Source organism: Pseudomonas sp. F-14 TE3623 (genome assembly GCF_053629015.1).
The window spans coordinates 391304-405285 of sequence record NZ_JBRJHM010000001.1; the positions used below are offsets into that span (position 1 = coordinate 391304).

A 13982-nucleotide genomic window follows, 5' to 3' on the forward strand; every position below is an offset into this window, starting at 1 on the left:
AGCTATTCGCGACGTCCGGCAAGTCGTGCCCCATGGGGGTTCGGGAATTTTCACGGGTGCGCCATCAGGGTGCGAAATGCCACTCAACTGTTCAGACCAGTAAGACCGAACGACACCAGCAAAACCGTGGCCTGCGCCCCCCAAAACCCAATCTTGGCATGGCCCGTGCTCTGTCGATCCGCAGAAATCACTTCCCGCCGATCCGGAGATTTGCCATGACCCAGCGTTACAGCGTCCTCCTCGCAGCCCTGTTTGCCAGCCTGATGCTGAGCCAGGCACCCGCCCACGCCGACGGTCTGGAGGATGTGGTCAAGCGCGGCACCCTCAAAGTCGCCGTGCCCCAGGACTTCCCACCGTTCGGTTCGGTCGGCCCGGACATGAAACCTCGCGGCCTCGATATCGACACCGCGAAACTGCTGGCCGACCAACTCAAGGTCAAACTCGAACTGACCCCGGTCAACAGCACCAACCGCATTCCGTTCCTGACCACCGGCAAAGTCGACCTGGTGATTTCCAGCCTCGGCAAGAACCCTGAGCGCGAAAAAGTCATCGACTTCTCCCGTGCCTACGCACCGTTCTACCTCGCCGTGTTCGGCCCACCAGACGCCGCCATCAAGGGCATGGACGATCTCAAGGGCAAAACCATCAGCGTCACCCGTGGCGCCATTGAAGACATCGAGTTGACCAAAGTCGCTCCCGAAGGCGCGACCATCAAACGCTTCGAAGACAACAACTCGACCATCGCCGCCTACCTCGCCGGCCAGGTCGACCTGATCGCCAGCGGCAACGTGGTGATGGTGGCGATCAGCGAAAAAAACCCGAAACGCGTGCCAGCCCTGAAAGTGAAACTCAAGGATTCGCCGGTTTACGTTGGCGTGAACAAGAACGAGCCGGCGCTGCTGGGCAAGGTCAACGACATCCTCGCCACGGCCAAGGCTGACGGTGCGCTGGAAAAGAATTCGCAAACCTGGCTGAAAGAGCCGCTGCCGGCCGATCTCTGATCGTTCGCGCGGGAGACGATTTATGGCTTATCAGTTCGATTTCTTGCCGGTGGTGGAAAACACCGATCTGCTGCTGCGCGGTGCGCTGTTCACCCTTGAGTTGACGGCCATTGGCGCGGTGCTCGGGGTCGGCCTAGGCATCGTCGGGGCTCTGGTGCGGGCGTGGAACATCCGCCCGTTCGCCGGCATTTTCGGGGTTTACGTCGAGTTGATCCGCAACACGCCATTCCTGGTGCAGTTGTTTTTCATCTTCTTCGGTTTGCCGTCGCTGGGCCTGCAGATTTCCGAATGGCAGGCGGCGGTGCTGGCGATGGTGATCAACCTTGGCGCCTATTCGACCGAGATCATCCGCGCCGGCATTCAAGCGATCCCCCGCGGGCAGCTGGAAGCCGCCGCCGCCCTGGCAATGACGCGCTTCGAAGCCTTCCGTCACGTGGTTCTGTTGCCGGCGCTGGGCAAGGTCTGGCCGGCCCTGAACAGCCAGATCATCATCGTGATGCTCGGCTCGGCGGTCTGTTCGCAGATCGCCACCGAAGAGCTGAGTTTCGCCGCCAACTTCATTCAATCGCGCAACTTTCGCGCCTTTGAAACCTATGCCCTGACCACACTGATCTACCTGTGCATGGCGCTGCTGATCCGCCAATTGCTGAACTGGATCGGCCGGCGCTACATAGCTAGGAGCAGCAGCCAATGAGCGATTTCACCTTCTGGGACATCCTGCGCAACCTGCTCACGGGCCTGCAATGGACCCTGGCATTGTCGCTGGTGGCGTTTATCGGCGGGGGGCTGATCGGTTTGCTGATCATGGTGATGCGGATTTCAAAAAAATCCCTGCCCAGCCACTTCGCCCGCACCTACATCGAACTGTTCCAGGGCACGCCGCTATTGATGCAGCTGTTTCTGGTGTTCTTCGGTGTAGCGTTGGCCGGTGTGGAGATTTCACCGTGGATGGCTGCGGCGATTGCCTTGACGCTGTTCACCAGCGCCTACCTGGCGGAGATCTGGCGCGGTTGCGTCGACTCGATCCCCAACGGCCAGTGGGAAGCCTCGTCGAGCCTGGCGCTCAACCCGCTGGAGCAACTGCGTTACGTGATCTTGCCGCAAGCTCTGCGCATCGCCGTGGCGCCGACCGTGGGCTTCTCGGTGCAAGTGGTCAAAGGCACCGCCGTCACCTCGATCATCGGCTTCACCGAACTGACCAAGACCGGCGGCATGCTCGCCAACGCAACCTTCGAACCCTTCATGGTCTACGGCCTGGTGGCGCTCGGTTACTTCCTGCTCTGCTACCCCTTGTCCCTCAGTGCGCGCTACCTGGAAAGGAGACTGCATGCCTCTGCTTAGAATTTCCGCCCTACATAAATATTACGGCGACCACCATGTGCTCAAAGGCATCGACCTGAGTGTCGACGAAGGCCAGGTGGTGGCGATCATCGGCCGCAGCGGCTCGGGCAAATCCACCTTGTTGCGTACCCTCAATGGCCTGGAGTCGATCAATGACGGCGTGATCGAAGTCGACGGCGAATACCTCGACGCCGCCCGCGCCGACCTGCGCAGCCTGCGGCAGAAAGTCGGGATGGTGTTCCAGCAATTCAACCTGTTCCCGCACCTGACCGTCGGCGAAAACGTCATGCTCGCGCCGCAAGTGGTGCAGAAAGTGCCGAAAGCCAAAGCCGCCGAACTGGCGCGGCAGATGCTGGAACGGGTCGGGCTGGGAGAAAAGTTCGATGCATTCCCGGATCGACTGTCTGGCGGCCAGCAACAGCGGGTGGCGATTGCTCGTGCCTTGGCGATGTCGCCGAAGGTCTTGTTATGCGACGAGATCACCTCGGCACTTGACCCGGAACTGGTCAACGAGGTGCTCAGCGTAGTCCGGCAACTGGCCAAGGAGGGCATGACGCTGATCATGGTCACCCATGAAATGCGCTTTGCCCGCGAGGTTGGTGACAAATTGGTGTTCATGCACCACGGCAAGGTGCATGAGGTGGGGGATCCGAAGGTGTTGTTTGCCAACCCGCAGACGGCGGAGCTGGCGAATTTCATTGGGACGGTCGAGGCGGCAGGCTGAGCGATTTTCAGTGGCTGACAGGCCGTCTTCGCGAGCAAGCCCGCTCCCACTGGGATTTTGTGTTACCTACAATCCTGCGAACGACACCGAACCAATGTGGGAGCGGGCTTGCTCGCGAAGGGGCCATCCGCAACGCCGCAAGTGCCCCGTGGTAAAAGATCGCAGCCTTCGACAGCTCCTACGCGTTGGCGGCAGCGTTTGATCGTGGCAGGATGTCGAGGTTATCGACCGAGACCCCCTGACCATGCCGCAATCCCAAGCCAAGAATCTGTCCCTGATCGCCGCAATCGACCTGGGCTCCAACAGCTTTCACATGGTCGTGGCCAAGGCCCAGAACGGCGAAATCCGGATTCTCGAACGTCTCGGGGAGAAGGTTCAGCTGGCCGCCGGCATCGACGAAGAACGTCAACTCAGCGAAGAATCCATGCAGCGCGGGCTCGATTGCCTGAAGCGTTTCGCCCAACTGATCAGCGGTATGCCGCCCGGTACCGTGCGGATCGTCGGCACCAACGCACTGCGCGAAGCCCGTAACCGCGCCGAATTCATCCATCGCGCCGAAGAAATCCTCGGTCACCCGGTAGAAGTCATCTCCGGCCGAGAAGAAGCGCGCCTGATTTACCTCGGCGTCTCCCACACCCTCGCCGACACCCCGGGCAAGCGCCTGGTGGCCGACATCGGCGGCGGCAGTACTGAATTCATCATCGGCCAGCGCTTCGAGCCGCTGCTGCGCGAAAGCCTGCAAATGGGCTGCGTCAGCTTCACCCAGCGCTATTTCAAGGACGGCAAGATCACCCCGGCCCGCTACGCCCAAGCGTACACCGCGGCACGGCTGGAGATCATGAGCATCGAACACGCCCTGCACCGCCTGACCTGGGATGAAGCCATCGGCTCCTCGGGCACCATTCGCGCCATTGGCCTGGCGCTGAAGGCCGGCGGGCATGGCACTGGCGAAGTGAATGCCGAAGGCCTGGCCTGGCTCAAGCGCAAGTTGTTCAAACTCGGCGATGTCGAGAAAATCGATTTCGAAGGCATCAAGCCCGACCGCCGGGCGATCTTCCCCGCCGGGTTGGCGATTCTCGAAGCGATCTTCGACTCCCTCGAACTTCGACGTATGGATCACTGTGAAGGCGCCCTGCGCGAAGGAGTGCTCTATGACCTGCTGGGCCGTCATCATCACGAAGACGTCCGTGAGCGCACGCTCAGCTCGCTGATGGAGCGTTACCACGTCGACCTGGAACAAGCCGTACGAGTCGAACGCAAGGCACTGCACGCCTTCGATCAAGTGGCTGAAGACTGGGATCTGAACGACGGCGTCTGGCGCGAATTGCTGGGCTGGGCAGCCAAAGTCCACGAAGTGGGCCTGGACATCGCCCACTATCAGTACCACAAGCACGGCGCCTACCTGATCGAGCACTCGGACCTGGCCGGATTTTCCCGCGAAGACCAGCAAATGCTCGCGCTACTGGTGCGCGGTCACCGACGCAACATCCCCAAAGACAAGTTCGCCGACTTCGGTGACGACGGCATCAAGCTGATTCGCCTGTGCGTGCTGCTGCGCTTTGCGATTCTGTTCCACCACATCCGCGGTACCCAGGAGATGCCACAAGTGGTGCTGCACGCCAACGGCGACAGCCTTGATGTGTTATTCCCGGAGCACTGGCTGGACGACAACCAGTTGACCCAGGCCGACTTCGCCCTGGAAGCGGAGTGGCTGACCCGCGTCGGCTTCGTGCTGAACGTGCGCTGAAATTAAAAAAGGCCTTCTTCGGAAGGCCTTTTTTGTGCCCGCGATTCAGCAAACGACGCAAATCCCATGTGGGAGCGGGCTTGCTCGCGAAAGCGGTGTGTCAGTCAACATCCTTGCTGAATGTGCTGCCCCCTTCGCGAGCAAGCCCGCTCCCACAGTTTTTGCGCGTTAACGAACAGCCAGAATCGGGCTGCCCAAACGCTCAAGCAAGGTTGCCTGGGCACTGCGCGGGTTCTGGTTGCCGGTCGGCGTGTTGCGGATGTAGCGACCGTCCGCCTGCAGGCTCCAGCTGTGGGTGTTATCGGTCAGATAAAGCTCCAGCTCTTTCTTGACCCGCAAAATCAGCTTCTTGCCCTCGACCGGGAAGCAAGTCTCGACGCGCTTGTCGAGGTTGCGCTCCATCCAGTCGGCACTGGACAGGAACATCTGCTCTTCGCCGCCGTTGAGGAAGTAGAAGACCCGGGTGTGTTCCAGGAAGCGACCGATGATCGAGCGCACGTGGATGTTGTGGGAAACGCCGGCGATGCCCGGGCGCAGGCAGCACATGCCGCGCACCACCAGATCGATACGCACCCCGGACTGACTGGCCTTGTACAACGCGCGGATGACCTTCGGATCGGTCAACGAGTTGAACTTGGCGATGATGTGCGCCGGTTTGCCGTCGAGGGCGAACTGCGTCTCCCGGGCAATCATGTCGAGCATGCCCTTCTTCAACGTGAACGGCGCATGCAGCAGTTTCTTCATGCGCAGGGTTTTACCCATGCCGATCAACTGGCTGAACAGTTTGCCGACGTCTTCGCACAAGGCGTCGTCGGAGGTCAGCAGGCTGTAGTCGGTGTACAGACGGGCGTTGGCTGCGTGGTAGTTGCCGGTACCCAAGTGGGCGTAGCGGACAATCTCACCAGCCTCGCGGCGCAAAATCAGCATCATCTTGGCGTGGGTCTTGAAGCCGACCACGCCGTAAATCACTACCGCACCGGCCGCTTGCAGACGGCTGGCCAGCTGCAGGTTGGATTCTTCGTCGAACCGCGCGCGCAATTCGATTACCGCCGTCACTTCCTTGCCGTTACGCGCAGCGTCCACCAGCGCATCGACAATCTCGGAGTTGGCGCCGCTGCGATACAACGTCTGACGAACCGCCAACACGTGCGGGTCCTTGGCCGCCTGGCGCAGCAAGTCGACCACCGGGGTGAACGATTCGAACGGGTGCAGCAGCAGGATGTCCTGCTTGCTGATCACGCTGAAAATGTTCTCGCTGTTTTGCAGCAGTTTCGGGATCTGCGGGGTGAACGGGGTGTATTGCAGCTCCGGATGACTGTCCAGGCCGGTGATGCTGAACAACCGGGTCAGGTTGACCGGGCCGTTGACCTGATACAGCTCAGTCTCGTGCAGGTTGAACTGCTTGAGCAGGTAATCGGACAGGTGTTTCGGGCACGTATCGGCCACTTCCAGCCGCACCGCGTCACCGTAGCGACGGGAGAACAACTCGCCGCGCAGGGCGCGGGCCAGGTCTTCTACATCTTCGGTGTCGACCGAGAGGTCGGCGTTACGGGTCAAACGGAACTGGTAGCAGCCCTTGACCTTCATGCCCTGGAACAGGTCATCGGCGTGAGCGTGGATCATCGACGACAGGAACACGTAGTTGTCGCCGGGGCCACCAACTTCTTCCGGCACTTTGATGATCCGCGGCAGCAGACGCGGTGCCGGAATAATCGCCAGACCGGAGTCGCGACCGAAGGCGTCAATGCCCTCGAGCTCGACGATGAAGTTCAGGCTTTTGTTCACCAGCAACGGAAACGGGTGCGTCGGGTCGAGGCCGATCGGGGTGATGATCGGTGCGATCTCGTCGCGGAAATAACGACGAACCCAGGTCTTGAGCTTGGTGGTCCAGTAGCGACGACGGATGAAGCGGACCTGATGTTTTTCCAGTTCCGGCAACAGAATGTCGTTGAGGATCGCGTATTGGCGATCGACGTGGCCGTGCACCAGCTCGCTGATGCGGGCCAAAGCTTGATGCGGCTGCAAGCCATCGGCGCCAGCCTGTTCACGGGCGAAGGTGATCTGCTTCTTCAGGCCGGCCACACGAATCTCGAAGAACTCGTCCAGGTTGCTGGAGAAAATCAGCAGAAACTTCAGCCGCTCCAGCAATGGGTAGGACTCATCCAGCGCCTGTTCCAGCACACGGATGTTGAACTGTAGTTGCGAGAGCTCACGATGGATGTACAGGCTGCTGTCATCCAGGCCGGGAATGGCAATCGCTGGCGCCGCCACGGCGGGCTCGGCCACCACCGCGGGTGGAGCAGGCTCCAGCTCCGGCGGGGTTTCGGCGATTTGCTCCACCACAGGTTGAGCGTCTTTTACGGCAACTTCAGTGAGTCCTTCGGTATTCATCGAATGTTCCTGGGAGGGCTATTTTTGCTCTCGTAACAATTGAGCAGCGCGGACGGCAAAGTAAGTCAGGATGCCATCAGCGCCTGCACGTTTAAAAGCGGTCAGGGATTCGAGGATAACCCCTTCGCTCAACCAGCCATTCTGGATCGCTGCCATGTGCATGGCGTATTCGCCGCTGACCTGATAGACAAAGGTCGGCACTTTGAATTCTTCTTTAACCCGGTAAAGGATATCCAGATACGGCATGCCTGGCTTGACCATGACCATGTCCGCGCCTTCTGACAAGTCCGCTGCCACTTCGTGCAGAGCTTCGTTGCTGTTGGCCGGGTCCATCTGATAGGAGGCCTTGTTGGCCTTGCCCAGGTTCAGCGCCGAACCCACCGCATCGCGGAACGGGCCGTAATAGGCGCTGGCGTATTTGGCCGAGTAAGCCATGATCCGCACGTTGACGTGATCGGCCAGCTCAAGCGCCTCGCGGATCGCCTGGATGCGACCGTCCATCATGTCCGACGGAGCCACCACTTGAGCGCCGGCTTCGGCGTGGGACAGGGCCTGTTTAACCAGTGCGTCGACAGTTATGTCGTTCTGCACGTAGCCTTCTTCGTCGAGAATGCCGTCCTGACCGTGGGTGGTGAACGGGTCCAGAGCGACGTCGGTGATCACACCCAACTCAGGGAATCGATCACGCAGCGCTCGGGTGGCGCGCTGGGCAATGCCGTCGGGATTCCAGGCTTCGGCGGCGTCCAGGGATTTGAGCTCTGGTGGTGTCACCGGGAACAATGCCAGTGCCGGAATCCCCAGCTCGACCCACTTCGCCGCTTCTTCAAGCAACAAATCGATGGTCAGGCGTTCGACGCCCGGCATCGAGGCCACCGCTTCGCGACGGTTTTCACCGTCCAGCACGAACACCGGCAGGATCAGATCGTCGACGGTCAGTACGTTTTCACGGACCAGTCGACGCGAGAAATCATCACGACGATTGCGACGCAGGCGGGTTGCAGGAAACAAACGGTTGGCGGGGGTAAAGCTCACGGCAGACTCCTGAGCCCGCGCTGGCGGGCGAGCGTGACAGTTATAAGCGGCCATTATGACGAACGTATTACAGTTATGTGCACCCCTGTGACTAGGGGCGTTCTCAATTAGTTTCCCTGCCGCGTTGTCGCCTTAATGCGGGCCAGGCAAGGCGCAGGCCGCTGGGAATGGTTATTCCCTTTCCAAGGCCTGCAACGCAGCCTGGCCCGCTTTAAGGCACAACCCGAAGGGCAGGGCCTGCTGTTGTGCAGGGCTGCGTTGCTCGAAGCTTATTTGGAATGACCAAACCACGCTTCTCGCGCCTTGCCCTGCACAACAGCAGACCCGGCGCGGTGGGGAAACTAATTGAGAACGCCCCCTATAGCCGCATTCCATTGTCCTTGTAGGAAATGTTCACGTCGAGACACATTTGGACACTTTCATGAATGTGCACGAAGGGTTAGGCTGCGCGTTCATTTCGCCAGCACCCAGACAATGCTCCAACAATTTCTGCATGACTTCGGCTATTTTGCCCTTTTTCTCGGCACGTTTTTCGAAGGCGAAACCATTCTGGTGCTCGCAGGCTTCCTCGCGTTCCGCGGATACATGGACATCAACCTGGTGGTGGTCGTGGCGTTCTTCGGCAGTTATGCCGGCGATCAGCTGTGGTACTTCCTGGGGCGCAAGCACGGGCGCAAATTGCTGGCCCGCAAACCGCGCTGGCAACTGATGGGTGATCGGGCGCTGGAACATATTCGCAAGCACCCGGACATCTGGGTGCTGAGCTTCCGTTTTGTCTACGGGTTGCGCACCGTAATGCCGGTGGCGATCGGTCTGTCGGGCTATCCGCCGGGACGTTACCTGCTGCTCAACGGGATTGGCGCAGCGATCTGGGCCACTGCGCTGGCCGCCGCCTCTTATCACTTCGGCGCGGTACTCGAAGGCATGCTTGGCAGTATCAAGAAGTACGAGCTGTGGGTGCTGGGCGCCCTGCTGGTACTGGGCTTTGGCCTGTGGCTGCGGCGGCGCTTCAAGAATGCCCGTCTGGCGAAGAAGATCTATGCCGACGAGCAAGCGTTGAAAGCCGAACAGGCCAAGTCCAGCGAACCTACGACGCCCATCGAGTGAAGCGGTTTCTACAACAGTAGAGACCGATTGCGCTGAGCAGGCTGTAACTGAGCAGCCACACCCAGCCCACCGCGCTGCCCGGCCATAGCCCGACCATTGGCGCCAGCCACACCAGCGGCAAGTTCGACGCCAGCCGCAACAGCTCCAGCTTCAGTGCCTGCGGGCGATTTTCCAAGGCTACGCCCAACACAAACAGCCCCAGTGCGACGGCGCCCCAGCCCAACACCAGGGCAGAAGTCGGCAGGCTCTGCTCCAGGTTCATCAAGTAACTGCCCAAGGCGATGTAGACGCAAAATTGCAGCGCCACATACCACTGCTGGCGTCCATCCAGCCGTACCTCGAATTTGCGGAACTGGCTCAGGTCCGGTTTGTTCATCGGGTACTTGGCCGCCACATCCGCAGGCCGCCAACCGGTGCGCATGAACCAGATCCGCAGCTTGTCCCACCCGTTTTCGGCGCGCCGGGCGTCATCCCACAGCTGCGCATAGAACTGCACGTTCGCCCATAACGGATTCCAGCTTGCCAGTGGCGTGGTTACGCCGAAAATCACCGGTTCGTTGTCGTCCTCTTCCTGGAACGAGCCAAACAGACGGTCCCAAATAATGAACACCCCGCCGTAGTTGCGATCCATGTAGAGAGCGTTCTGTGCATGGTGAGCCCGATGATTGGACGGCGTGACGAAGAACCATTCGAACCAGCCGAGCTTGGGAATGTGCCGGGTATGCACCCAGAATTGGTACAGAAGATTCAGCGCCGCAACGCTGACGAACACCACCAGCGGCACACCGAGCACGGCCATGGGCAGGTAGAAAATCCAGCTCAGCAGAAACCCGGTGCTGGTCTGGCGCAAGGCCGTGGAGAGGTTGTAATCCTCGCTCTGATGATGCACCGAGTGGGCAGCCCAGAGGATGTTGCGTTCGTGGCCCATGCGGTGCAGCCAGTAATAGCAGAAGTCGTAGAAGACGAAGGCAAACACCCAGACCCAAACGCTGTCGGCCGACAGCTCAATCACGGCCAGATGCTTCAGGGCGAAGGCATAAGTCACCAGGCCGACGCCTTTGGTCAACAGGCCCGTGGTAGTCGACAGCACACCAGTGCTGACGCTGTTGATCGCGTCTGCCACGCGGTAATTGCTCACTCCGCGCCAACGGTCGGCCAGCAACTCGACCGCAATCAGCACAAAGAAAAACGGCACCGCATACAGAATGAAGTCCATGACGCGCCCTGATCAGAATCGTTCAGCAGAGATTAGGTGTAGCCGCGTATTAACCCTATGGCAACGAGTGACAAATTAGTGGACATTTAACGCCATGAATCTGGAGAAAAGCCCATGAGCAAAAAAATTGCAGTGATCCTTTCCGGCTGCGGCGTGTACGACGGCGCCGAGATCCACGAAAGCGTGATCACCCTGCTGCGGCTGGACCAGCGCGGCGCCCAGGTGCAGTGTTTCGCACCTAATATTGCGCAGTTGCATGTAATCAACCACCTGACCGGCGAAGAAATGCCCGAGGCGCGCAACGTGCTGGTGGAGTCGGCGCGGATCGCCCGGGGCAATATCAAGGACATTCGCGAAGCCAGCGTCGAAGACTTCGATGCGCTGATCGTTCCTGGCGGATTTGGATCGGCCAAGAACCTGTCGAACTTTGCCGTCGAAGGCGCCGGTTGCAGCGTTCAGCCTGACGTCCTGGCGTTGACCGAAGCGTTCGCCGAAGCCGGCAAACCGGTGGGGCTGATCTGCATCTCGCCAGCCCTGGCGGCCAAGATTTACGGCCCGGGTGTGACCTGCACCATCGGCAACGATGCCGATACCGCCGCCGCGATGAACAAAATGGGCGCCACCCATGCCGAGTGCGCAGTGACCGACATCGTCGAAGACAAGGCGCGCAAGCTGGTGAGCACTCCGGCGTACATGCTGGCGCAATCGATCAGCGAGGCTGCTTCCGGCATCAACAAACTGGTCGACCGCGTACTGGAACTGACCCACGAAAACGACGAGTAACACTGTTCAATGTGGGAGCGAGCCTGCTCGCGATAGCGGTCTAACCGTCGACATCAATGTTGAATGTGCCGACCCCATCGCGAGCAGGCTCGCACAGGGACCACCGTCTTGCTTAAGACTTGCGCGACAACCGGGTAAGTATCCGGTCCAGCGCATTGGCGAACGCCTGCTTCTCGCGCTCGCCAAAGGGTGCCGGCCCCCCGCTCATCTGACCCTGCTCACGCAGATCGGTGAACAGGTTACGCACCGCCAGTCGATCGCCCATGTTCTGCGCATCGAACTCCTTGCCCCGTGGATCCAGCGCCGCAACGCCCTTCTTCACTAGCCGGTCCGCCAGCGGCACATCGCTGCAAATCACCAGTTCGCCTGGCACCGCGTGTTCCACGAGGTAATCGTCGGCGGCATCCGGGCCGCTAGGCACCACGATCAGCTTCACCAGGGCGAGGCCCGGTTTGATCTGCGGCTGACCGGCCACCAGCACCACTTCGAATTGGCGCTTGAGGGCGAATTTCACCACCAGATCCTTGGCTGCCCGCGGGCAAGCGTCGGCATCGATCCACACGCGCATAGTGTTTTCCTCTTCCAAAAAAATCGCGAGCAGGCTCGCTCCCACAGGTTATACGCAATCCTGTGGGAGCGAGCCTGCTCGCGATTGTGAGCGCAGCGAATGCTTTTAAGAAACCGACACCCGCCGCTTCTCGGCCATCCGGCTACGGCTGTACAGCACGATGATCGCAATGATCGCCACGGCCTGGGCACTCAGCGAATACGCATCAGCGTGAATCCCCAACCAGTCGAAGTCAAAGAACGGCACCGGTCGCGTGCCGAAGATCCCGGCTTCCTGCAACGCCTTCACACCATGGCCGGCAAACACCACCGACAACGCGCACAGCAGCCCGGCATTGATGCCGAAGAACAACGCCAGCGGCAGTTTCGCCGAGCCGCGCAAAATCACCCAAGCCAGACCAATCAGCAATACCAGCGCCGTCGCCCCGCCCGCCATGACGGCGTTGTGCCCTGCCGGCCCGGCCTGCAACCACAGGGTTTCGTAAAACAGGATCACTTCGAACAACTCGCGATACACCGAGAAGAACGCCAGGATCGCAAACCCGAAACGCCCGCCGCCACTCACCAGGCTGCTCTTGATGTAATCCTGCCAGGCCGCTGCGTGGCGACGGTCGTGCATCCACACGCCAAGCCAGAGCACCATGACACTGGCAAACAACGCCGTCGCGCCTTCCAGCAGTTCACGCTGGGCACCGCTGACGTCGATCACATACGCCGCCACCGCCCAGGTCGCCAGCCCGGCCAGCAGCGCCAGGCCCCAACCGATGTTGACGCTGCGCACCGCCGATTGCTGACCGGTATTGCGCAGGAACGCGAGGATCGCCGCGAGCACCAGAATCGCTTCCAGACCTTCTCGCAACAGAATCAACAGGCCGGAAATGTAGCTCAGCGACCAGCTCAAGCCATCGCTGCCGAGCAGGCCAGCGGACTCTTTCAATTTGGCCTTGGCCGCCTCCAGACGCTGCTCGGCCTGGGCCACCGGCAAGCCATCTTGCAACGATTGACGGTACGCCATCAGGGACTTCTCGGTGTCTTTGCGCACGTTGGCGTCGACGTTGTCCAGAGAGCTTTCGACCAGCTCGAAGCCTTCCAGGTACGCCGCCACCGACAGGTCGTAGGCCTGATCGTGATCGCCGGCGCGGTAGGCTGCGATGCTCTTGTCCAACGTAGCGGCCGTGTATTCCAGCAACTGCCCCGGGCCACGCTTGACCTGCGGCGGCTGCGCTCGTTGCGCGCGGAAGGTCGCGGCCGCTTGCGGACCCTCGGCGGCCTGCACTTCGGCGGGCGTCTGACGTGCCAGATCGGCGATGTTGTAGGTTTTCCCGGATTTTGCCGCGGCCGGATCGGCGCTGAAGCTGGCGATGTAGGTCGCCAGGTCCCAACGCTGGCGATCATCGAGCTGATCGGCGAAGGCCGGCATGTCGGTGCCTTCAACGCCCATGCCCAGCGTGTTGTAGATCGCATAGAGGCTCAGACGGTCCAGTCGCACGGCATCGCGCAGATTGGCCGGCGGTGGCGTCATGCCGACACCCGCCGGGCCGTCACCGGCGCCCGCATCGCCATGGCACACCGAGCATTGCTGGGCATACAGCGGCGCGCCGCGAGTCGGGTCCGGGGTGATGACCGGGGCCTGACTGACCTCATAGGTCACCGCCAGTTTTGCCCCCAGCTGCCGCGCCTGACGGGCAACATCCGCGCCGTCCTTGCGGGCGGCGATCGCAGCGCCAAGGCTGCTGACGCCCTGCTCCAGCTCTGCGCGTTCGGGTTTGGCCGGCAAATCGGCGATCAAGCCTTGTAATACCTTCAGGAATTCCTGCTGTTCGCGGTATTCAGACTCATCAATGACTTTGCCCGCCTCGACCGTCGCCGGGTAATCAGCGCCAATGTAATCGAGCAAATGCAGGGCCTTGGGCGCACCTTCCGTGGTTTCGGCCAGCGCATTGAAGCTGCAAAACGCGATCACCGGCAGCACGAGCCACGCCAGAAAACGAGAGGAGGCAATCATGAATAAATCTCAAATGGAAATACGAAGTAACACATTGTTCACTCCCAATGAGTTTCACTCAAGCTTTG

The 13982-nt window shown here is 60.5% G+C and carries 12 protein-coding genes; 7 read left to right on the plus strand and 5 right to left on the minus strand.

The features are described 5' to 3' along the window. Positions 1-215 precede the first annotated feature (215 nt). From AB7M29_RS01795 to ppx, 5 genes are all read left to right on the plus strand, one after another. Positions 216-1001 carry a transporter substrate-binding domain-containing protein gene (locus AB7M29_RS01795; RefSeq protein ID WP_454246214.1) on the plus strand — a complete coding sequence of 262 codons (786 nt, stop codon included), beginning with the start codon at positions 216-218 and terminating at the stop codon, positions 999-1001. A 22-nt stretch (positions 1002-1023) separates the two neighbouring features. Beyond that, on the plus strand, positions 1024-1695 hold the full coding sequence (locus tag AB7M29_RS01800) for an amino acid ABC transporter permease (RefSeq protein WP_454246215.1): 672 nt from the start codon (positions 1024-1026) through the stop codon (positions 1693-1695). Beyond that, positions 1692-2342: an amino acid ABC transporter permease gene (locus tag AB7M29_RS01805; RefSeq protein ID WP_007899375.1), complete on the plus strand. Its 651-nt coding sequence runs from the start codon at positions 1692-1694 to the stop codon at positions 2340-2342. Before AB7M29_RS01800 ends, AB7M29_RS01805 begins: the two co-directional genes overlap by 4 nt. Then, positions 2329-3066, plus strand: coding sequence for an amino acid ABC transporter ATP-binding protein (locus AB7M29_RS01810; RefSeq protein WP_008076079.1), 738 nt, complete (start codon positions 2329-2331; stop codon positions 3064-3066). The genes AB7M29_RS01805 and AB7M29_RS01810 overlap by 14 nt, the downstream gene beginning before the upstream one ends. Before the next feature lie 244 nt (positions 3067-3310). Then, the gene (gene ppx, locus AB7M29_RS01815) at positions 3311-4813 is read left to right on the plus strand and encodes an exopolyphosphatase (RefSeq protein WP_454246216.1); all 1503 of its coding nucleotides are present in this window, start codon (positions 3311-3313) and stop codon (positions 4811-4813) included. 168 nt (positions 4814-4981) lie between these two features. Here ppx and ppk1 read toward each other — a convergent pair whose 3' ends face one another. Together ppk1 and hemB are read right to left on the minus strand one after the other, a co-directional pair. Beyond that, a complete protein-coding gene (ppk1, locus tag AB7M29_RS01820) occupies positions 4982-7204 on the minus strand; it encodes a polyphosphate kinase 1 (RefSeq protein WP_217856822.1) in 2223 nt (740 codons plus the stop codon). A gap of 18 nt (positions 7205-7222) precedes the next feature. Then, complete coding sequence (gene hemB / locus AB7M29_RS01825) at positions 7223-8236, minus strand: porphobilinogen synthase (RefSeq protein ID WP_008076082.1); 1014 nt, start codon at positions 8234-8236, stop codon at positions 7223-7225. 474 nt (positions 8237-8710) lie between these two features. On the opposite strand from hemB, the gene AB7M29_RS01830 reads away from it, so the two are divergent. After that, the gene (locus tag AB7M29_RS01830; protein WP_007899360.1) at positions 8711-9343 is read left to right on the plus strand and encodes a DedA family protein; all 633 of its coding nucleotides are present in this window, start codon (positions 8711-8713) and stop codon (positions 9341-9343) included. Here AB7M29_RS01830 and AB7M29_RS01835 read toward each other — a convergent pair. Continuing rightward, positions 9324-10559 (minus strand): sterol desaturase family protein, encoded by a 1236-nt coding sequence (locus tag AB7M29_RS01835; RefSeq protein ID WP_217856823.1) that lies wholly within the window; start codon positions 10557-10559, stop codon positions 9324-9326. The two genes, AB7M29_RS01830 and AB7M29_RS01835, sit on opposite strands and share 20 nt — an antisense overlap. Before the next feature lie 114 nt (positions 10560-10673). On the opposite strand from AB7M29_RS01835, the gene elbB reads away from it, so the two are divergent. Next, entirely contained in the window at positions 10674-11342 is a 669-nt protein-coding gene (gene elbB / locus AB7M29_RS01840) for an isoprenoid biosynthesis glyoxalase ElbB (RefSeq protein WP_052964543.1), read from the plus strand. A 112-nt stretch (positions 11343-11454) separates the two neighbouring features. Here elbB and AB7M29_RS01845 read toward each other — a convergent pair whose 3' ends face one another. Next, complete coding sequence (locus AB7M29_RS01845; RefSeq protein ID WP_008076086.1) at positions 11455-11910, minus strand: YaiI/YqxD family protein; 456 nt, start codon at positions 11908-11910, stop codon at positions 11455-11457. Between the two features lie 105 nt (positions 11911-12015). Continuing rightward, positions 12016-13914, minus strand: a complete 1899-nt coding sequence (locus AB7M29_RS01850) for an FTR1 family protein (protein ID WP_454246217.1) — start codon at positions 13912-13914, stop codon at positions 12016-12018. Between the last annotated feature and the right edge of the window lie 68 nt (positions 13915-13982).

Excerpts from the sequence above, each read along its gene's own strand:
- ppx (WP_454246216.1), top strand. The coding sequence starts at position 3,311 with ATGCCGCAATCCCAAGCCAAGAATCTGTCCCTGATCGCCGCAATCGAC.
- AB7M29_RS01810 (WP_008076079.1), top strand. The coding sequence starts at position 2,329 with ATGCCTCTGCTTAGAATTTCCGCCCTACATAAATATTACGGCGACCAC.
- AB7M29_RS01795 (WP_454246214.1), top strand. The coding sequence starts at position 216 with ATGACCCAGCGTTACAGCGTCCTCCTCGCAGCCCTGTTTGCCAGCCTG.
- elbB (WP_052964543.1), top strand. The coding sequence starts at position 10,674 with ATGAGCAAAAAAATTGCAGTGATCCTTTCCGGCTGCGGCGTGTACGAC.
- AB7M29_RS01830 (WP_007899360.1), top strand. The coding sequence starts at position 8,711 with ATGCTCCAACAATTTCTGCATGACTTCGGCTATTTTGCCCTTTTTCTC.
- AB7M29_RS01850 (WP_454246217.1), bottom strand. The coding sequence starts at position 13,914 with ATGATTGCCTCCTCTCGTTTTCTGGCGTGGCTCGTGCTGCCGGTGATC.
- AB7M29_RS01835 (WP_217856823.1), bottom strand. The coding sequence starts at position 10,559 with ATGGACTTCATTCTGTATGCGGTGCCGTTTTTCTTTGTGCTGATTGCG.
- ppk1 (WP_217856822.1), bottom strand. The coding sequence starts at position 7,204 with ATGAATACCGAAGGACTCACTGAAGTTGCCGTAAAAGACGCTCAACCT.
- AB7M29_RS01845 (WP_008076086.1), bottom strand. The coding sequence starts at position 11,910 with ATGCGCGTGTGGATCGATGCCGACGCTTGCCCGCGGGCAGCCAAGGAT.
- AB7M29_RS01805 (WP_007899375.1), top strand. The coding sequence starts at position 1,692 with ATGAGCGATTTCACCTTCTGGGACATCCTGCGCAACCTGCTCACGGGC.
- AB7M29_RS01800 (WP_454246215.1), top strand. The coding sequence starts at position 1,024 with ATGGCTTATCAGTTCGATTTCTTGCCGGTGGTGGAAAACACCGATCTG.